Raw genomic sequence first — 19,883 nt, 5'->3', positions numbered from 1 at the left:
CCGGTTTCGGCCGCCATCAGACCGCCGCCTCGCCATGACATGTCCGGCCTTTCGGCGGGACCTGCCTGAGATGTATTGGCTGCAATACTTCACAAAACGTGGAAAGGATCGCCATGCCAGATACTGGATTCATGGAAAAGACCTACCAGGGAGTACTCGACGAACAGGTGTTGCGTTCGCTGGAGGTGGTGGCCGACCGGGAAAAGATCCGCCGGGTGACCGAAGGCTATGAGGGCCTGCTCAAGGAATACCCGCCACAGGCTCTCGAGGCGCGCGGCCGCGTACCTCGAGAAATGCTCAGGAAAATGGCCGACCTGGGGCTTTTCGGCCTCTCCATCCCCGAAAGCTACGGGGGCATGGGGCTGAACCTCTTTGAATATCTCGAAACCATCAAGGAACTGTCCAAGACCGACCTTTCGGTGGCCCTGGTCTCCATCGCCCATCTATCCATCGGCATCAAGGGCATCCATCTGTTCGGCACAGAGGAACAGAAGCGCAAGTACCTGGTTCCCGCGGCGTCCGGAGAGATGATCTTTTCCTACGCCCTGACCGAACCCAGGGTCGGGTCGGACGCCAAACACATCGAAACGCAGGCCGCCCTTTCCCAAGATGAAACCCACTACGTTCTGAACGGCCAGAAAACCTATATCACCAACGCCAACTACGCGGGCGGCCTCACCGTATTCGCCCAGCTGGACCCCGCCAACCCCGGGCACATGGGCGCGTTCATCGTGGAAACATCCTGGGAAGGCGTGAAAATCGGCGAAGATATGCCCAAAATGGGGCTGAAGGCCAGCTCGACTGCCGCCATCCAGTTCAAGGACGTGCGGGTGCCCCGGGAGAACCTCTTGGGCCGACCGGGAGACGGCTTCAAGATCGCCATGACCATCCTCAACTTCGGGCGCCTGGGGTTGGGAGCCGCGTCCGTGGGACACATGGAGCAGGCCGTGGAAGACATGTCCCGCCGCGCCCGGTCACGCTTCCAGTTTGGAGTCCCCATCGAAGACTTCCCGCTCATCCAGGAAAAGATCGCAAGAGCCCGGGTCCACGCCTTCGCCAGTGACGCCATGAACACCCTCACCGCCTCCCTCCTGGAACAGGATCCGCATCGAAACGTGGCCATCGAAACGTCCCACTGCAAGCTTTTCGGGACCACCCGCGCGTGGGACGCCCTTTACGACGCCCTCCAGGTCTCAGGCGGCTCGGGCTACCTGGCGACACAGCCCTATGAGAAAAGGATGCGCGACTTTCGCGTGACAACCATCTTCGAAGGGACCACGGAAATTCATTCCATCTACCCGCCGCTGTTCGCTCTCCGGCGCATGAGTCGAAGATTGGATGCGACAAGACAAGGACGGTTCGCCGTCCTCAAGTTCTACTGGAAGCAACTCACCCGGCGGATGCAGTGGCCCCTGAAACCCCCCGATCGAAGCCTGAAGAAAGCTCTTCGGCTTGCGAAAGCCAACGCCCGATCCATCCGGTGGCTTCTCCTGGCCGGCTCGCTGTGGCACAGAAAGAATATGCCCCGGCAGGAATTTCTGCTCCGGCGTATCACGCATCTCAGCGTGACCGCCTACGCCCTGCTTGCCGCCGTTGCGCGCCTGCTACCCGACGCGGAACGGGGTGCCCTTCGTGAAGAACACCGGATCCTGCTGGAGGCTCTAGTTGCCGAAGCCAGGGAAATTCGGCGAGCCAACCGAAGGTTTTTAGATTCGAGTCGTGAACGGAAGGTTCCCGGGGTGCTGGAAGTGGTACGCCGCGAGGTCCCCTAGGAGCTCGTCCGAGAATGCCGATTTTTCCACCTTGTTCCCAAGCTCCAGCTTGGGAACACAACTGTGCAGAAGCTCCAGCTTCGATTCCCATGAGGCCGTTCCCACGCCAGAGCTTGGCAACGAGGGGAATTGTGTTGCCCCAAAGGGTTGATTCTGTGTTCTCGGACAGCCTCCTAGGCGCGGCCGGACGAACTCCTTTTCGCGCCTGTATGGAGGAGGAACTCGAAGTAGTCTTCCACGAACTTTCCGGACACCACGTGGGTGACGGGAAAGATCAGGCTGCGGTCTTCGAGCGGCAGGGCGGTCAAGGCGTGGAACAGCCGGCGGGAAAGGGCGTTGAGCTTCCGCGATGCCAGGTCCAGATCGAACGGCCGCAGCTCTTCGGACGCCTTTTCCGGCTCGATCGCCCACCAGCAGATGCGGCCTTGGTAGACCACCGGGATGCCGTAAATCCGGCAGACCAGCGGCCGGTACTCGTAGAGGATGCAGAGCCGGTCCACGCTCAACGGGCAGCGGTAGCGCTCATCCGCACCGCCCGGATCGCCGTCCGGCATCCGGGAACCCCTATACCGTTGACCGGCTTCCACCCCACGGCGGATCGTCTCCCGCCGTTCTTCGCTGGTGAGCCGGCGGTTCAGTTGGTGGTTGAGGTAGACCGTTTCGATAAACTGGAGCTGTAGAAACCGCCCGCAGCAGGCATCGGTTCCGAGCCCGCAGCTTTCCAGCCGGGGGACTTCCGCGGACCAGTCCAGGAAGGACCGGTCCGCCTCGTACAGGATCTCTTCATACTCGGAAAAGAACGTGGAAAGGTCCACCAAGTGACTCATTTCCAGGGTGGGTTCGCGCAGGGTCAGCGTCCCTTCTTTTCGGCCGTACTTCCTCAGCAGCCACCACTGGTTGAAGCTCGCCGGCGCCGAACGAAGGTTCTTGAGCGTCTGCTTGGCCAGCTTGAGGCCGAACCCGCGCCTCAGCAGATAGGCGGTTACGAAGGTTCCCGTCCTGCCGACACCGAAACGGCAGTGAATCAGGACCTTCTTCCCCAGGTAAATGGCTTCGTCCAGCCAGTCGAGGGCCTTTTCGAGCTCTTCCAGGCGGGGCGCTTCATTGTCGGTCACGGGGAGGTAGTAGACGTCGAAACCCGCGCGCTTTTCGATTTCATGGAGGTCACAGTACTCGCCGCAAAGGTTCACGAGGGCGTCGATGCCCTGCTCCCGCAGAGAATCCAACTCCGCGTAGGACATGGGAGCATGCCCCACGGCAAGCTGATCGGTGATCCAATTGAGATGGTAAGCGATCATGGCCTCTTCCCGGCCTTGGCGGCTTCTCTTTCGAGAAAGGCGGCGACGTGAGCTTCGACGGCCCCTTCCGTTTCCATTTCCATGTCCAGCAGGCGGGTGACCCCGAGCAAGCGCCCGACGGTTTCGAGGACCTCCAGCAGCTGCGGGCGGGAAACCTGCTGCAAACGGGCTCGGAGATTGTCGCCCTGGACGGTCGCCTCAAACCCGTACCTAGAAAGAACGCCTCGGACGAAGAGAACCCGAAAACGCCGCCCCCGGTAGCCGGCACCACCTCCTTGGAAACTCAAGGCCGCGTAATTCCTTTCGGCCGTTTCGCCGCAGAGAACGTCAAGCACGACGAAATGGTAACCGAATCGGAAGTTCAGGTTGAGGTAGTCCGACGAGACCGCAACGAAGCTGTTGAGGGTCTGCGATTCGAAGTCGACGATCCCTCCGCTCACTCGGTCGAGAGCGTTCCAGTCCAGCGGCCGCAGACCTTCCGGCCAGACCACGACGGGGTCGGACAGGCCCTTCCACAGAGCCCGGAAGGCGGGATTCTTCACGCGTCCGGGTTCAATGACTTGGGAAGCCCTGGTTTCGTCCTCCAGCCCTCCGTCGAGATCGAGCACCCACACGACCAGGGGAATGGATGCGGCGAGTTTCCGGGCCCCGCGAAAACGACCCCATCGTGCCCCGCCCAACTCAAACATCTCTTGGAGTGCCTTTTCGTGCACAAACCGCATGAGATCGTGAAAGGTCCGGCAGCCCTGGATAGAAAAGTCGGCAGCCCCGGGATCCACCAGATTGAGCGGTGAAATCCCGTCCAAGAGGCCCCGGAACCTTTTCCAGAAAGGCATGTCATCCAACCGATGGCGCGGATGGCACTCGCAGTCCAGCAGGGCATCCACCCGTCCCCGATAGACCTTCCGGCGATAGGCGTCTACGGTCACCACGGTACCGGGCGCGAGGGATTTCATCGCACCGGAGACATCAACCAGGACCGGGATTCGCCATTCCCTGGCCACCGAGGCGAAATGGCCGGCCACCGAACCCGTTTCGGCGACGACGCCGTGGAGCCTTCCCGCAATGGCTGCCAGCCGGGAATGGAGGGCGGGCGTGACCAGAACGGCTCCTTCCGGAACTTCGGACACTTCCTCGGGAGACCGGATCAGGGCCACCGGACCGGAGCCCACCCCGGACGCCGCCGTTTCCCCTCCCGAAAGAACCGTCTCGACAGCTTCCTCCAGGACCTCCGGATTACAGGCGGGCGGGCGCCAGGCGCGCAGCTGAAGCGGCCGACTTTGGAGCAGCCGAAGGTTCCCTTCACCGTCCAGGCACCATTCAATATCCTGGGGGTGCTCGAAGAGCTCTTCCAACTGGAGCAGCCAGCGGGCAAGCGTCAGGGCATGTTTTTCCCCGATGGGCGGCAGACCGGCTTCTTCGGCCGTGAGAGGCTCCTCGCGAAGGCCTCCTTCCGCAGAGACGACGTGCTTTGAAGCCTGGCGCCCGGATTTTAGCCGAACGACCTGGGACTTTTCCCTGGACACGGTAAACACGTGAGGTACCACAGCCCCGCTCACCAGGATGTCTCCCTGGCCCCAGACCGCGTAAACGGCGATCTCTTCGACATCCGGCTGTAGCGGGTTCCGTGAATAGGCCACTCCGCCGGCCCGGGCATCGATCATTTCCTGGACCAGAACGGCCATGGGGGTTTCCGCGTCCGCCAGCCCGTTCGTCACGCGGTAGACCAGAGCCTTTTCCGCGTATTTGCTGGCATAGACCCGTCGGACGGCCGCGGGCAGCCGGTCTCGACTCACTTGAGGTACGGATTCGTACTGGCCGGCAAAGGAAAGGGCCTCGTCTTCGCCCACGGCGCTGCTCCGGCAGAAAACCGGCACATCGGATCGCCCGCCAAAGACCTTGCGGAAGCAGGCGTCCAGAGCGCGTTCCATTTCGGCAGGCAGTGGTGCCGCGGCCACCTGCGATACCAGAAATCCGGCGGTTTCCCGCACGGCCCTTGAGTCTTCTATATCCAGTTCCGCCAGCCGTTCATCGATGGTCCGCCGGAGACCGCTGACCGCGAGAAAGGCATCGAAAGCGCGCGTCGTGGCCACAAACCCCGAGGGAACGGGCAAGCCGAGTTCCCGGCGCGCCCGGGCAAGATGCGCCGCCTTTCCACCCGCCCAACGCAAGAGGTTCTCTGCCGGGATGTCTTGGAGCGGCAGGCAGAACGGGGCGGAAGGATCCGCCACACGCGGAACCACCCGATGCGGGCGGAGCCTCTCGTCGATTTCCCGGAGCCTCTCGGTGAGCGGACCGTAGCGGCCGGGCGCCATATCCTGGAGGCGGCCGATCATGGCCGCCAAGGCGCCATGAAGCACCCGGTAACGGCTCAGTACCCCCTGCACATCTATCAGGCGCCGTTCATGGTACCAGGTTTCCAGTTGAGCCAGCAGTTCGTGGCAGAGGTAATCGTGTTCCAAGAGGGATTTGAACGCTTCGTACTTGGTTCGGATGAGGCGGTCCGGAATGAAGACCTTGAGGGCGGCATCCTTGATTCGGGCCCACCACTTCATGAATCGTCCCGCGGAGCCGGCCGGTTCAGGATAGTGGATACCTTCTTTTCCAACTCGTCGATCTCGATGGGCTTCACACTGAAGTCCGCGGCTCCCAGCTCAACCGCCTCGCGGGCGGATTCCAAGGTGGGATACCCCGTCAGCATCATGACCTGGGTTTCGGGTCGAATCTTCTTGATCTCCCGCAGCACCTCGATCCCGCTCATCACCTTCAACTTTATGTCCAGAATGGCCAGGTCCACCGGCTGCGACCGGGCATGATCGATGGCCTCCTGTTCCCGTGTGAACCCAGAGACTTCGTGGCCCATTTTTCGAAGCACCTTGGCGACGAGTTCCACCGCGTCGGGCATATCGTCCAGTACGAGCACGTGCGCCATGATCGTTTGCTTTTCACCCTATCGCACATCAAGGCTTCTGGAAAGAGTTCACGCAAAACCCATCTTCGGCTTCGGCGGGCGCTCCCGCCGATCGGGAACGGCTCCTCGATGCGGCGGCCGCCTGCTCGTCCAGCATCTTTTGAACGCCCCTAAAATACGGCAGATGACGACGGAGGTTCTTGAACAGAATCCGAGCGAGGATGTAGACGAGAATGAACGTGGTCACGTAGTTCGCGGGCGGCAGAACCCGGGAAAGCGGGTGGACGAATTCGAACGCCACACCTGTGAAGCGGATCTGCATCCAGGCCAGGGCGAAAGGGGCCGGCCAGAGCACGCCCGCCGAATAGGCGACCATAGTGAAGAAATACCGGCCGAAGGCGTCGTTGGCCTCTCGGTTCATTAGTCTGAAACCAGTCTTGTCCTTTTCTCTGAGCGCCTGGATGGAAAGGTCGTGATTTCGGGAGATTTCGCCTTCAAGCTTTTCCAGGTGCGGCCGGTTCAGCCGTAGCACCCAGGACAGCGTGAATTCTCCCAGCACCACCGTGGCCAGGGCGAGCAGAAACGTCCCGAGCAGGTAGTCCACGATGGGGATTCCCGTCATGCGGTAGAACGCGATGAGCACAGGATCCAATTGCTGGTAAAGGGACATGGCCGAACCCCTTGAAACCGTTATCCGTTAAGGAAACGGCGGGCCCGTGAAGGCGCCCGCCCTGTTGTTTTCCTGACTGACGGGGCGATTCAGGCGGAACCCCCCGCCCCCCTGCGGGTGCTGCATCTGAAAGCAAGGTCCCCACCGGCTCGCAGAGGGGGTGCCGGGAGCCTGTCCGACCATGAAAAGCCGGCGATCGGATCCCTTGGTGGAGCGGACCTTGGCCGCGACCGGGGTCGCCGCAAACCGGCTCCACCAAAAGGGTTCTGAAACCTGTACTCGGACAGGTTCCTGGGGACTCGGCGCGTATTTTCGCCCCGCCTAGTACGGCGGCACCCAGCTCGTCCCGAAGAAGCCCTTCGAGAAGTAGCGCAGGCCAACGTAAAAGGCGAGAATAATGAAGAGCCATTTCAGACCCTTCTCCGGGATGTACTTGGACGTCCGCGGACCGATCATGGACCCCACAACGATGCCCACCAGTTCCGTTCCCACCAACCCCCAGCTCACCAGGGCACCCGCGAAAAGGTAGTTGATGATGCTGGTGATCATCGAAAGCAGAGTGGCAAGGGCGGACGTCCCGGCCACGATGTACATGGGAAGACCGACGACGCTGGTCAGGTACGGCACGTAGAGGAAGCCGCCGCCGACACCGATAAACGACGCGATGGCCGAAATAATGAGGCCGCCGGCGATGGCAAGCCACGGGTTGAAAGAGAATTCGGTGCCGAAGAACGTGAAGATGATCCGGGTCGCGCTGAATTTGACGAGTCGCACGCCGCTGGCCGCCAGCTCTGCATCGCTTTTCTTTTCTTTGATACTCTTTTCGAAGGCCTGGGCCGCCTCCCTGGCCGCCTTCTTGCCCGCCTGACCCCGTGGGGTCATTTCGTAGATCAGGAAGCCGCCTATAATGAAAACGACGATCCCGAAGTAGCCCTGGTACTGGCTGAGCTTGATCTTACCGGCGGTGAGCCACGGAATGACTGTGGCGCCCACGATCGCCCCCAATCCCAGGGCGATGCCGAGAGGCAGCACAATCCGACCCATCTTCCAATAATTGAAGGTCGAAAGCACCGCGCTCAGTCCAACCAGGAACTGGTTGGATACCCGGATGCTGTCCGTAATCAGCTTGTTCAAGAAAGGAGAGGTGTCCTTGAAACTCCTGGCGTAGTCGCCGAGGCCGAAAACGGTCAGGTGGCCCACACCGGCCATGATGCCGCCGAAGGCCCCCACGGTGGAAAAAATCCAGCCTACCCAGACCGCCCACAGGAACGCCAGGATCCAGCTTGGAGACGGCGCTCCGGGAATCCCCAAGTAACCCTTGGGATCCTCAGCCTTTAGAAAACCCTCTTCAAGCCCCTGGTCGATGGCTTCGCTCAGGGACTTGGGAACCGCCTTGGGAGCCGCCGGCGCCGGCGCAGGAGCCGCTTCCGTAGAAGCCTCTTCCGCAGGAACCGCTTCCGTAGGTGCCGCTTCCGTAGGAACCGCTTCCGTAGGTGCCGCTTCCGTAGGTGCCGCTTCCGTAGGTGCCGCTTCCGTAGGTGCCGCTTCAGTAGGTGCCGCTTCCGTAGAAGCTGCTTCCGCAGGAACCGCTTCCGTAGGTGCCGCTTCCGTAGGAACCGCTTCCGCAGGAACCGCTTCCGTAGGTGCCGCTTCCGTAGGTGCCGCTTCAGTAGGAGCCATTTCTGTAGTCTCCGACTGGCTCTGGGCCCAGCCCGTGGTAACCGACGTCAGCGCGAAACCCAGGAAGATCGACAACATCACCCATGACAAGCATTTCGCCTTTGATTTCATGAACTCCTCCCGAAATGGATGGTTTCCGGACCCGAAAATCCGGGCCCTCCCAGTGAATGGAATAATGCGGATGAAACAGCTCCAACCTGTTGCGCTCTCCCTGCTCACCCCCTCTCCTTCCATCGATAACCATCCCGCCCGCCGACCCCGTCGGCAGGAAGGCAGCTGCACGAAAGGATGGAACAAAAGCAACCCTTAAAGCAACCCTTTAAAGCAACCGCAAGCGTGAGCAAGCGCCATGCCAGCTGGACGAAACCCCACAGGTCCCGCACCGACAACCCAAGAGGCCCCTCAACACCCTCTCACGCTGAGAGCATGTCCGACAATGAAAAAAAAAAAAAAAAAAAAAAAAAAAAAAAAAAAAAAAAAAAAAAAAAATAGCGACCCGGATCCCTTGCTGGAGCCGCCTCGGCCGCGATGCGAACCCTTTGTAGGAGCGGCGCCCTTGGCCGCGATCCTGATCGCCGGCAAGCCGGCTCCTCCAAAGGGCGGTGAAACCTATTTTCGAACAGGCTTCCGGAAGGAAACCAAAACTTTGGTAGTGTAGAAAATAATGGACCTAATATTTGATGCCAACTTCTATTTCCCCTCCCCTTGTGGGAGGGGATTAAGGGGAGGGGAATGTAACTGATTGACATACGTTAATTTTCTCACCCCACCCCTTCCCCCATGGCCACGACGCCTCCGTCGCCTCCCGAACTGCCACAATATGTTGGCACCGCCATTTGTTTACTGCATCCGGGCGAAGGCCACCGCTCCCCCTCGCGCCGATCGCTTTTGGATCGCCCCGTCCCGGCGTCACTACCTCCGGCCTTAGTTGGATCATCTGTTCGGCCGCGCTTCCATTCGGCACGTCTCGGGGGCCACTGAAATCCCTTTCCGTCGACAGAAGTGCAAGTTCTCTATGGCACCCGAAGACACCTCTCGACGGAAGCTCCGGGGGATGTTGTCGCTGCATAGGACCGACGGCGGACAACGAGGCGGGTTCCGGCCGGATTTTGCCGGGAAATCGGCAGGAACCCCGTCTGAAACGGCAGGCGGCCGAGGTTCGGTGGAAACAAATGCGCCTGCTGACGGCCGAAGTGCGTGCATGATTCTAGGAAACTATACCGCCGCACGGCATGCGCAGCGCGTTCGCGTTGGATGGTATGGAATTTGCTTATCGCTCCCCTGGTTGATTTCCGAAAAGTATCGAACTCTTGCCAGACGGATTGGGGACTCGAAATGGCCACCATCCTCGTAATCGACGACGAACGGGACGTCTGCACACTTATTCGGCGGGTCCTCACCGCCCTGGGCCACGAAACCCATGTCTTTACGGATCATGATCCGGCCCTGAAGTGGCTGGAAGGGAACCCGGTGGACCTGGTACTCTTGGACATCAAGCTTCAGCACGTGGACGGCATCAGTGTTTTGGAAATGATCCGGAAGCGGCAACCGGATATCAAGGTGATCATGATCACGGGGTATCCCTCGGTGGACACCGTGAAAAAGGCCTTGGACCTGGGCATCGAAGACTATCTGGTCAAGCCCATCGAGATTCATGAACTCGAAGAGCGGGTGAGCAAGGCTTTGGGGCTCATCCTTTAGTTGGGGAAAATAGGGAGGACGATCCGGGCGGCATCCGCCTCCCAGGGTCACCGAAAGCCTTCACCGCAGGACGAAAGGACGGACGATGAGTAAGGACGTTTACAGTATTTGCTTCATGTGCACGGTTCGCTGCCCCATCCGGGTCCAGGTGGAAAACGACGACGTGACCTGGATCGAAGGCAATCCACACGTTCCGGGCATTGAGGGCGCGCTGTGCGCGAAGGGTTCCGCCGGGGTGGCGCTGCTGAACGACCACGAGCGCCCGCAGTACCCCATGATCCGGACGGGCCCTCGAGGTTCCGGCCAGTGGCGCCGCGCTACCTGGGACGAAGCCCTGGATTACGTTGCCGAAAAGCTTCAGGCCATCCTCAAACAGTACGGCGGCCAGAGCGTGGTCTTCGGCGAACGGACCAATCTCAACACCCACATCAGCAAGACCTTCACGCGGGCCATCGGGTCGCCCAACCATTTCACCCACGACGCACTCTGCAAGGGTTCGGTGAACACGGCGTTTCGGAGCCTCACCGGCTATACGGACACCGAGGTGGGGATCGACTACGGCAACACCCGCTACATTGTTCTCTACGGCCGGAACATTTTCGAATCGCTCGAAATCAAGTCCATCAACATGCTGCTCAGCGCCATGGAAAAGGGCGCCAAAATGACCTACATCGATCCCCGGGTGAGCATCACAGCCACCAAGGCGGATCGTTACTGGATGATCCGCCCGGGCACCGACCTCGCTCTCAATTACGCCCTCATCCATACCATTTTGAAGGAACGGCTCTTCGACACGGACTACGTCCGCCGTTGGGTCACGGGGCTGAATGAACTGCAGGCGTTCGTCGAACCATACACGCCGGAATGGGCCGAAAAAGAGACGGGCATCCCCGCTTCGGAAATCGTGACGCTGGCTCGGGAAGCCTCCGAAGTCAAACCAGCCGTCGTCTTCCACTACGGCTACCGGGGCGCGCATCACCCCAACGAAATCCACCTGAGACGTTCCATCGTGATCCTGAACGCATTGATGGGAAGCATCGAAGCCAAAGGCGGCCTCTTTTTTAAGAAAGGCGCCAAGGCCGCGGGACGCGGCGACCTCGGAAAATACAATCAGCAGGAAGGACTTCCCAAGCCGTCGGCTCCACGCTTCGACGGTTCAGGCGGCGACAAGTTCCCCATTGCCGACAGCAATCACGGGAACCCGCAAACGCTCGCCCACGCCATTTTGAACGAAGATCCCTATCCCATCAAGGCGCTCATCGTCAACCGTTTCGAACCGCTTCAGTCCCTTCCGGACGCCAACACCGTTCGAAAGGCCCTGGACAAGCTGGACCTCATTGTGACCATCGAGGTCAATTTCAGCGAAATCGCCTGGTATTCTGACGTGATCCTTCCCGAATCCATCTACCTAGAACGGGCCGATTCCATCCAGATGGCCTCCGGGCTGAAGCCGCAACTTTTCATCCGTTGCCAGGCGGTTTCCCCTCGTTACGACACGAAGCCGGCCTGGATGATCCTCAAAGAGCTGGCCGGCCGACTGGGAGTCGGCCGGTACTTTCCTTACGAAACCATCGAGGACATCTGGAACTTTCAGCTCAAAGACATGGGAGTGACTCTCGAGGATTTCGCCAAGAAGGGCTTCGTGGCGCTCACCGATTCCCAGATCTTCTGGGACCGCAAAGACGGGATCAAGTTCAAGACGCCTTCCGGAAAGATCGAACTGGTGAGTTCGCTCATGGAAAAGGCCGGGTTTCCTTCCTTCGAACCTTACCAGCCGGTGGAGCGGCCGGCCGAAGGAACGTTTCGACTGATGGTGGGGCGCTGTGCGGCCCACACCCATGTGTCCACCCAGAACAACCTCTACCTCAACGAGCTGGTGCCCGAAAACGAACTGTGGATTCACTCCGCCGCGGCGGCGAAGCTGGGCGTGAAAGACGGGCAGAAGGTGGAAGTCCGGTCCCCCGTGGCTGCATCGACCCTCAAAGCCAAGGTGACCGACGCGATCCACCCCGAGGCGGTTTTCATGCTGCACGGCTTCGGAAAAACCGTGCCCGCCCAGACGCGGGCCTGCGGCAAGGGTGCCAGCGACACCGTGCTTGTGGAAAACATTTCGGACCCCGTGGGTGGGAGCCCCGCGCTGGACCACACCTTTGTCACCGTTCGCCCCGCTTAGCCCATGAAATGCCAGACGGACATTGGAGGAATCCATGAGTCAGTATTACCTGCTGCAAGACCCGAAAAAGTGCATCGGATGCCTGAGTTGCGAGGTTGCCTGCAAGATCAAGAACGGTCTCCCCGTTGGGCCGCGGCTCTGCCAGATCATGACCGTCGGCCCGAAGATGGTGAACGGCCTGCCTCGGATGGCCTTCGTCTTCATGTCGTGTTTTCATTGTGAAGATCCGTGGTGTGTGCCCGTCTGCCCCACCGGCGCCATGCGGAAACGCCCGAAAGATGGTATTGTCTACGTGGAATCGTCTCTGTGCGTGGGGTGCAAGAGCTGCATCACGGCCTGCCCGTGGGGCGCTCCCCAGTGGAACCCGGAAACCGGAAAGGTGGTCAAATGCGACTACTGCATGGACCGGATCGACCAGGGGTTGGAGCCGGCGTGCGTCACCAAGTGCGTCACTCACTGCCTTCACTTCGGCAGGGCCGACCAGTTGGACACCGAAAGGCGTCAGCGCTTTGCCAGGAACGTCGCCTTTGAACTGGAAACCCTCGCGAGCAGCCGCTGATCCGGCGCGTGTGCCCGGAATCCGCCGCTTCGGCACGGCGCCCCCCCTCCTCCAGCCGCCAGACCCTTCCCTTCGCCCCGGAAGGGTCTGGACACCTTGAATCCGGGCCGTATTCAGTGAAAGGGAGCCTGCATTGATGTCCGAACCGTCGTCCAACACCCCGCTCGTCATCGACATCGCCACCTTTCCCGGAAAACCGCTGGACGAAGTGCTGGCCGTTCGAGAGGCGCTGCTGCGGTCAGTCAAGGAACACGGCCACGATCAACTGGCCCCTGTCCGGGTGCGCCTGGTGGGATGGCGAGGCATCGAAGGGAAAGACGTCATGCTCACCGTGCGCCAGGGACCGGTCGCGGCGCTCTACCAGCTCGTGACCCCGGACATGGTGCCCAAGATCATTGAGCGGCACCTGCGGGAGGCCCGGCCCCTCGAAGAATGGCTCGCAGGGAAACCGTTCCGCAGCTTCTACGAGCCCCAAAAGATCGTCGTGACCCAGTTCGTGGGAACCCTGGACCCGACATCGCTCCAGGAATACCTGGACCAGGACGGCTACGCGGGCGTGGACCATTTCGTTCGCGAAGGGTTCGACGCTCTCTTGGACCGCGTGAAAAACGCCGGCATCCTCGACGTGAGCCGACTGGACGGCCGTCCCCTGGCGCCCGTCTGGCGGGAGGCGCGCCATTCCGGAGCCTTTTCGACCCTTGTCGTCCAGGGATGTCTTCCGGCCACGACGGTCACCGGCGACCTACTTCTCGTTGAAGGCTGCCCGCACCAGCTGATCGAAGGCGCCATTCTCGCCGCTGCTCTGGTCAAGGCCCGCCATGTGGTGGTCCTGGTTCCCGCTCGAGCCCACCTGGCCCGGGAACGGCTCGAACACGCCTGGACCGATCTCCAAGAATCCGAGATCACCTTTCCCCGTGAAGTCCTTCCCGAAACCTTTCGGGTGATCTCCACCGAAAAGGCGTTCCTGTTGGAAGACGAGGCGCTCGTTCGAGCATTTCTCCAATCGTCCCTCGCCGACGCCGACCGGCGAAAAATCGCTTCAGGGAAATTCCTGTGCCACAGTGTGGAAACGTTGGCGGTTCTTCCGGTCATCGCCCAGCAAGCCCTCTACGGGTTCGGTTCGCCGGGAACCCCGTCGAACGGGGTGACCCGGATCTTCCGGCTGAGCGGCCCCCTGAGGAACCCCGGTTTCGCCGAAATGCCCCTTACCGCCTCGGTTTTCGACGCGGTGGAAACGGTGGGAGGCGGTCTTCAGCCGGGACGAAAACCCAAGGCCTTCCAAGCCGGCGGTCCCCTGGGCGGCCTGTTTCCTTATGAAATGATCCAACTGCCGCTGGACCACGCAACCATCCGCGAACTGGGCGGTGCCATGGCGGTGGGAACCATCGAAGTGCTGGATGAGCGCACCTGTATCGTTTCCAAGGTCCGAAAAGACCTGAGCTACGTCCTGAATCAGCCTGGAGCCCACTGCCCGACCTGTTATAGAGCGCTTTGCGAAATCCGTGACCTCCTCGACGCCGTGATAGACGGCCGAGGCGACGCTCGAACCCTGGAGCGGCTGCGGGCGGCCTGCGAGACTTTGAAGAAACAGGCCGACTGTGTCTTCGGCAGGGAAGCGGTTAACCCGGTTTGGACGTCCCTTCAGTTTTTCTCCACCGAATACCGGATGCACACGGAAAACCGCCATTGCCTGGCCCGGGTCTGCCCGAAACTGCTTCCGGCTCCGTGCCAGATGGCGTGCCCCACAAGCATCGACATTCCGAGCTACCTGGCTCACTTGGCCCAAGGACGGTTCAAGGAGGCCCTGGAAATCATCCGCTTGGACAACCCGTTCCCCTGGGTGTGCGGGCTCATCTGCCCGCACCCGTGTGAGCGGGCCTGCGTGCGGGCTAACCTGGACGATCCCATCAATATCAAGTACCTCAAGGCCTACGTGGCGGAACGGGCGGAAGAGGCTGGGGCCTACAGGCCGCACCAGCCCGCTCCTTCTCAAGGCCGAAAGGTGGCCGTCGTCGGCTCCGGCCCGGCCGGCCTGGCCGCCGCCCATTATCTGGCCCTCATGGGCTACGGCGTGACCATCTTCGAAGCCCTGCCCATCCCCGGCGGCCTGCTCATGACCGGCATCCCGGAATATCGGCTGCCGCGAAAAGTGGTGGAGAAGGAAATCGCAATGATCCTCGCGCTGGGTGTGGAAATCCGGACGGGGATCACCGTGGGCCGGGATGTCACCATCGACGAACTGCGGGAAGACGGCTTCGAGGCGTTCTTTCTGGGAATCGGAGCGCACCAAGGCTACAAGCTGAAGATTGAAGGCGAGACCGACTTCCCCCAGGTCTACGACGCCATCGCCTTCCTGCGCGAAGTGAACCTGGGCGACCGCCGAAGACCCGGTGACAGGGTCGTGGTGGTGGGTGGCGGAAACGCGGCCATGGACGCGGCTCGAACCAGCGTCCGCCTGGGATGCCGGGAAGTGCACGTGGCCTACCGCCGAACCCGGGACCAGATGCCGGCGCACCATGAAGAAATCGCCCAGGCCATGGAAGAGGGCGTCCGGTTCCATTTTCTGGCCGTTCCCCTCAGAGTGGGCGGCGAGGACGGGCGGGTGACCTACTTGGAATGCCTGAAGGCACGGCTGGGGAAGCCGGACGCCAGCGGCCGGAGACGCCCCATCCCGGTGGCGGGAAGCGAATTCAAGATCGAGGTGGACGCGGTGATCACCGCCATCGGCCAGCAGCCGGACCTGACTCACTTCGGCGAAGCGATCCCCGTCCAGGTGACCGCGCGCAACCTCATCGTCACGGATCCGTACACCACCTGCACCAACGTGGCGGACATCTTTGCGGGCGGCGACGCGGTGACCGGACCCGCCACGGTGGTGGAAGCCATTGCGGCCGGCAAACAGGCGGCTCTCGACATCGACTACATGCTTTCCGGAAGGAGCGGCCCGCCGCCCATCTTTCGCGCTCACCGCCGCGACAGGGTACCGTTCGCACCGATTTCCGCGGAGGAAAAGGTCACCGCGCGCCGACCCACCATGCCGCTGGTTCCCGCCGAAGAGCGACGCCGAAATTTCAACCCGGTGGAACTGGGCTACAATGAAGAACAGGCCCGTCAAGAAGCCATGCGGTGCCTACGCTGCGATGTCTGCATCCGCTGCGGCGCCTGCGAACGGGTCTGCCGAGACCAGATGAAGGTGCACGCCCTCCAGTTTTCCCCCATCAGCACCACGGAACGGATCCTCACCGACTATCCCCGGGTGGCCGAGCGCTGCATCGCCTGCGGAGCCTGTGCACTGGTCTGTCCCACCGGGGCCATTGAATGCATTGAAGACAACGAAAAACGTGAGATACGGCTTTGCGGAACGGTCCTCAACAGGCTTCCCGTCATTCGATGCGCGTCGTGCGGCGGCGCCTTCGTTCCCGATCGGTACCTGGAATACGTCACCAGCCGCAGCGACCAGGTGATGGAGAAATCGGTGTTTCGAAAACTCTGCCCGAAATGCGCGCGGGCCAAGCGAGCCGAACTGTTCGTGAAGCTCTGATGCTTGAGCCCTTTGGAAGCGAACCATGGCGGAAGAAAAAACCCTCGTCACCACCGAAAAGCCCCTCAAGATCGCCATCATCGGCGGTGGAAACCGATGCCGGCGCATCCTGAACCTCCTTGAAGAAGGCCAGCTGACGCACCTTCGAGGCGAGGTGGTGGCCGTGGCGGATATCAACCCCGACGCCCCCGGCTACCGGCTGGCCAAGGAAAAGGGGATTTTCACCACGCAAGACTATACGGATTTCTTCGATCTTCCGGAACTCGACCTGGTCATCGAACTCACCGGAAACCCGCAGCTGCTGCAAGACCTGTTGCAGCGAAAGCCCCGGGAACTGCGCGTCATCGATCTTCCCATGTCGCGGATCTGCGAAGATCTGCTCTGCATGGAAGCCACCCTCCAGGACCGTGAACGGGAAATCAGCTTCGCCCGAAACGCACTTCAGAAAATCTTCAGCGTAGTACGGGACCCCATCATGGTGATCCGCCCCGACCGCACGATCGTGGACGCCAACGACGCCCTCCTGCAGTCGGTGGGGCTCGACCGCGCGCAGGTGATCGGGCGAAAATGCCATGAAGTGAGCCACCGGAGCCCGGAGGTCTGCGGCGGGCCGGAACACGCCTGCCCCCTTCGCGAAGCGATTCTCAAAAAGGAGTCGGCCCACGCCCTCCACGAGCACCACGGAAGCGAAACCGAGACCCATTACTACGACGTCATGGCCTACCCCCTTACCGGAGATGCCGGGGACGTGGAACTGGTGGTCGAAATCTGGCGGGACATCAGTTCCACGCTCCAGCAGCAGGTGGAAGAAAAAACACGGAAGATCAAAGAAGACCTGGCGCGCCTGGTGAACGAAGACAAGATGATCGCCCTGGGTAAACTGGTGGCGAGCGCCGTTCACGAAATCAACAACCCCATCGCCGCCATCCACACCTTTTCCAAGGTGATGCTGCGGATGGTGAAGCGGGCGGAAGGCGGCATGGGAAGGGAAGAACTCAAAGAGATGGAAGGCTTCCTGGAATTGGTCGCCAACGAATCAAAACGCTGCGGCGACATCGTGACCAATCTTTTGAGCTTTTCCCGACATCGGCCCATCGTGCGGCGTCCCGTCCAGGTCAACGACGTCATGGAACGGATCGTGCTCCTGTTGAAGCACAAAATGGAACTACAGAAAATCGCCCTGGAAACCGATTTTCAGCCGGGAGTGCCCTCGGTTTCGGGGGATCTCAATCAGATCCAGCAGACCATCATGAACCTCGTCTTCAACGCCATGGAAGCCATGCCGAGCGGCGGAAGGCTGACCCTACGGACCCGCTTCGACTCTGAAAAGCACCGGGTCACCATAGAAGTCCGGGACACAGGCCACGGCATCCCGGAAGAACTCAAATCCAGGATTTTTGAACCTTTCTTTTCCACCAAGAGCCACGACAAGGGCGTGGGGCTTGGCCTAGCGGTGGTCTACGGCATCATCAAGGAGCACCATGGGGAAATTGACGTAGAAAGCAAGGAAGGCGAGGGCACGTGCTTCCGGGTGAGCTTTCCCGTCTCCCACGATTGAGTGCTCTATTCGTCAACCTTGCCCCACCCTCCGGGAGTCGCCATGACGCGGCAGCCGAGCATCCTTATCGTCGATGACGAATACGCCGTCCAGGAATCGCTGAAGGTCTGGTTCCAAAAGTCGGGCTACGCGGCACGAGGCGTCGGCTCCGGCGAGGAAGCCCTCCAGGTGCTGGAGGAAGACCCCTACGACCTTGTGTTCCTCGACATCATGATGCCGGGGATGGACGGCCTGGAGGCGCTCCGGCACATCAAGCAGAATTATCCGGCGACCATTGTGGTCATGATGACGGCCTACGCCTCCATCGAATCGGCCGTAGAAGCCATGAAGGAAGGAGCGAGCGACTACCTGCTCAAGCCCCTGGACCCTGACATGCTCGATCCCCTGGTCACCCGGCTCACCCAGTACAAGGAACTTCTCGAAGAAAACATTATGCTACGGGAGCAGGTCTCCCGGATGGTCCGCTTCGAAAACCTGGTGGGGCAGTCCCCGGCCATGCAGCGCGTCTTCAACATGATCCGGGACGTAGCGCCGACCGATTCCCCCGTGCTCATCACCGGCGAAACGGGGACGGGAAAGGAGATGGTCGCCAAGGCCATTCACGCCGTGAGCCCTCGATGCGATGCGCCCTTCGTCGCCGTCAACTGCGGCGCCTTTTCCGAGCACCTTCTGGAAAGCGAACTCTTCGGCCACGAAAAGGGTGCGTTTACCGGCGCGATACACATGCGCAAAGGCCGCCTGGAACTTTCACATGGAGGAACCCTCTTTCTCGACGAAGTGGGCGAAATATCGGCGCGCATGCAAGTGGATCTTCTCAGAGTTCTGGAAGAAAAACGATTTTATCGGGTCGGCGGTGAAAAACCCATCGAAACGGATTTCCGGATCATCGCCGCCACCAACCGGGATCTCAAGCAGGCAATCGCCGAAGGTTCCTTCCGCTCCGACCTCTATTACCGATTGAACGTCATTTCCATTCATGTGCCGCCCCTCCGGGAACGCACCGAGGACATCCCCCTCCTGGCCCAGCACTTCCTCCAGCGGTTCAGCCGGGAAATCAACAAGCCCGTGGATGCCATCAGCCATGAAGCGGTGGTCTTCTTGTGCCGGTATCCCTGGCCGGGAAACGTCCGGGAACTGCAAAACGCCGTGGAAAGAGCGGTGGTACTGAGCCGCAAGCGCCGGCTGGGGGTCGAAGAATTCGGTTTCCTCCAGAGGGCCGAAGCTTCCGTTCCAACGGCCGATCAGACCCTGGACGAGGTGGTCCGCGACCACATCAAACGGGTACTCGCGGCTCAGGGAGGCAACATTTCCAAGGCCGCCGAAGTCCTGGGCATCCACCGGTCGACCCTTCACAAAAAGATCAAGCTCTATGGGCTGAGCGAATCGGCGACTGGGTGAAGCTCTGCGGCCATGAAAACTCCACCTGTCGACCCCATGAACGCAACGACCCACACACGACCTTGAGCGATCGTTCCGACAAAAAGGTTGGGATCGTCCCCTACGGCCGCGTCAGCGCCGGCATCCTCCGAGAACTGGCGGAAAACATCGCCGGATTTTTCGCCCTCCCTGTAGAAGTGCTGCCGGACGTGGAGATCCTGGAAGACGCCTTCAATCCGCTTCGCAACCAACACCACGCGGCCAAAGTCCTGGAACACCTGGCGGGAACCCACCAGGACTGCTACCGGATCCTAGGAATCACCGTAAAGGATTTGTTCCTTCCCATCTTCACCCATGTCTACGGCGAAGCTCAGCTTTCCGGCCGCGCCGCTGTGGTGTCGCTCCATCGCCTGGAAACCATGGAAGACGGAACCCACCTGGAACGAGAGGTGTTCATGGAACGCGCCACCAAGGTCGTCGTCCATGAACTCCTTCACACCTTCGGGCTCGTCCATTGCCGCCATGCCGACTGCCTCATGCAGTCGGTCACCAAGCTCTCCCACCTGGACGCCGTGCCGCTCCGCCTGTGCCGTTCCTGCCTGGGGCTCTGGCGGGAAATGCTGAAAAACCTGACCGGGTAGAC

The 19,883-nt window shown here is 60.8% G+C and carries 13 protein-coding genes and 1 pseudogene; 9 read left to right on the top strand and 5 right to left on the bottom strand.

Annotation, left to right across the window (positions count from 1 at the left end; translation table 11 throughout):
* The first annotated feature begins 113 nt into the window (after window positions 1-113).
* Window positions 114-1,772 carry an acyl-CoA dehydrogenase family protein gene (locus FDQ92_RS10150; RefSeq protein WP_137424699.1) on the top strand — a complete coding sequence of 553 codons (1,659 nt, stop codon included), beginning with the start codon at window positions 114-116 and terminating at the stop codon, window positions 1,770-1,772.
* A gap of 173 nt (window positions 1,773-1,945) precedes the next feature.
* On the opposite strand, the gene FDQ92_RS10145 is transcribed toward FDQ92_RS10150, so the two are convergent.
* The 5 genes and pseudogenes from FDQ92_RS10145 to FDQ92_RS10125 all read right to left on the bottom strand — a co-directional run.
* Window positions 1,946-3,070 carry a protein-tyrosine phosphatase family protein gene (locus tag FDQ92_RS10145; protein WP_137424697.1) on the bottom strand — a complete coding sequence of 375 codons (1,125 nt, stop codon included), beginning with the start codon at window positions 3,068-3,070 and terminating at the stop codon, window positions 1,946-1,948.
* The gene (locus tag FDQ92_RS10140) at window positions 3,067-5,625 is read right to left on the bottom strand and encodes a PEP/pyruvate-binding domain-containing protein (protein ID WP_137424695.1); all 2,559 of its coding nucleotides are present in this window, start codon (window positions 5,623-5,625) and stop codon (window positions 3,067-3,069) included. Before FDQ92_RS10140 ends, FDQ92_RS10145 begins: the two co-directional genes overlap by 4 nt.
* Window positions 5,622-6,002: a response regulator gene (locus tag FDQ92_RS10135; RefSeq protein ID WP_137424693.1), complete on the bottom strand. Its 381-nt coding sequence runs from the start codon at window positions 6,000-6,002 to the stop codon at window positions 5,622-5,624. The genes FDQ92_RS10140 and FDQ92_RS10135 overlap by 4 nt, the downstream gene beginning before the upstream one ends.
* A gap of 28 nt (window positions 6,003-6,030) precedes the next feature.
* Window positions 6,031-6,651, bottom strand: a complete 621-nt coding sequence (locus tag FDQ92_RS10130) for a hypothetical protein (RefSeq protein ID WP_211341241.1) — start codon at window positions 6,649-6,651, stop codon at window positions 6,031-6,033.
* Window positions 6,652-6,972: 321 nt separating this feature from the next.
* Window positions 6,973-8,028: pseudogene (locus FDQ92_RS10125) on the bottom strand (sulfite exporter TauE/SafE family protein); the annotation flags it as partial.
* A 739-nt stretch (window positions 8,029-8,767) separates the two neighbouring features.
* On the opposite strand from FDQ92_RS10125, the gene FDQ92_RS10115 reads away from it, so the two are divergent.
* The 8 genes from FDQ92_RS10115 (at window position 8,768) to FDQ92_RS10080 (ending at window position 19,881) form a co-directional block, all read left to right on the top strand.
* Entirely contained in the window at window positions 8,768-8,989 is a 222-nt protein-coding gene (locus FDQ92_RS10115; RefSeq protein ID WP_137424691.1) for a hypothetical protein, read from the top strand.
* 677 nt (window positions 8,990-9,666) lie between these two features.
* Window positions 9,667-10,032 (top strand): response regulator, encoded by a 366-nt coding sequence (locus FDQ92_RS10110; protein WP_170180294.1) that lies wholly within the window; start codon window positions 9,667-9,669, stop codon window positions 10,030-10,032.
* A gap of 85 nt (window positions 10,033-10,117) precedes the next feature.
* Window positions 10,118-12,205, top strand: coding sequence for a molybdopterin-dependent oxidoreductase (locus tag FDQ92_RS10105; protein WP_137424688.1), 2,088 nt, complete (start codon window positions 10,118-10,120; stop codon window positions 12,203-12,205).
* 34 nt (window positions 12,206-12,239) lie between these two features.
* Window positions 12,240-12,764, top strand: coding sequence for a 4Fe-4S dicluster domain-containing protein (locus FDQ92_RS10100; protein ID WP_137424686.1), 525 nt, complete (start codon window positions 12,240-12,242; stop codon window positions 12,762-12,764).
* A gap of 136 nt (window positions 12,765-12,900) precedes the next feature.
* A complete protein-coding gene (locus FDQ92_RS10095) occupies window positions 12,901-16,305 on the top strand; it encodes an NAD(P)-binding protein (RefSeq protein ID WP_137424684.1) in 3,405 nt (1,134 codons plus the stop codon).
* A gap of 25 nt (window positions 16,306-16,330) precedes the next feature.
* On the top strand, window positions 16,331-17,863 hold the full coding sequence (locus FDQ92_RS10090) for an ATP-binding protein (protein WP_137424682.1): 1,533 nt from the start codon (window positions 16,331-16,333) through the stop codon (window positions 17,861-17,863).
* Window positions 17,864-17,905: 42 nt separating this feature from the next.
* Entirely contained in the window at window positions 17,906-19,261 is a 1,356-nt protein-coding gene (locus FDQ92_RS10085) for a sigma-54-dependent transcriptional regulator (protein ID WP_137424680.1), read from the top strand.
* Window positions 19,258-19,881: an archaemetzincin gene (locus tag FDQ92_RS10080; protein ID WP_170180293.1), complete on the top strand. Its 624-nt coding sequence runs from the start codon at window positions 19,258-19,260 to the stop codon at window positions 19,879-19,881. Before FDQ92_RS10085 ends, FDQ92_RS10080 begins: the two co-directional genes overlap by 4 nt.
* Window positions 19,882-19,883 lie beyond the last annotated feature (2 nt).

It is taken from the genome of Desulfoglaeba alkanexedens ALDC, assembly GCF_005377625.1.
In the GTDB taxonomy this organism is placed as follows: Bacteria; Desulfobacterota; Syntrophobacteria; order Syntrophobacterales; family DSM-9756; genus Desulfoglaeba; species Desulfoglaeba alkanexedens.
This window is presented reverse-complemented; position numbering and strand designations above follow the sequence as displayed.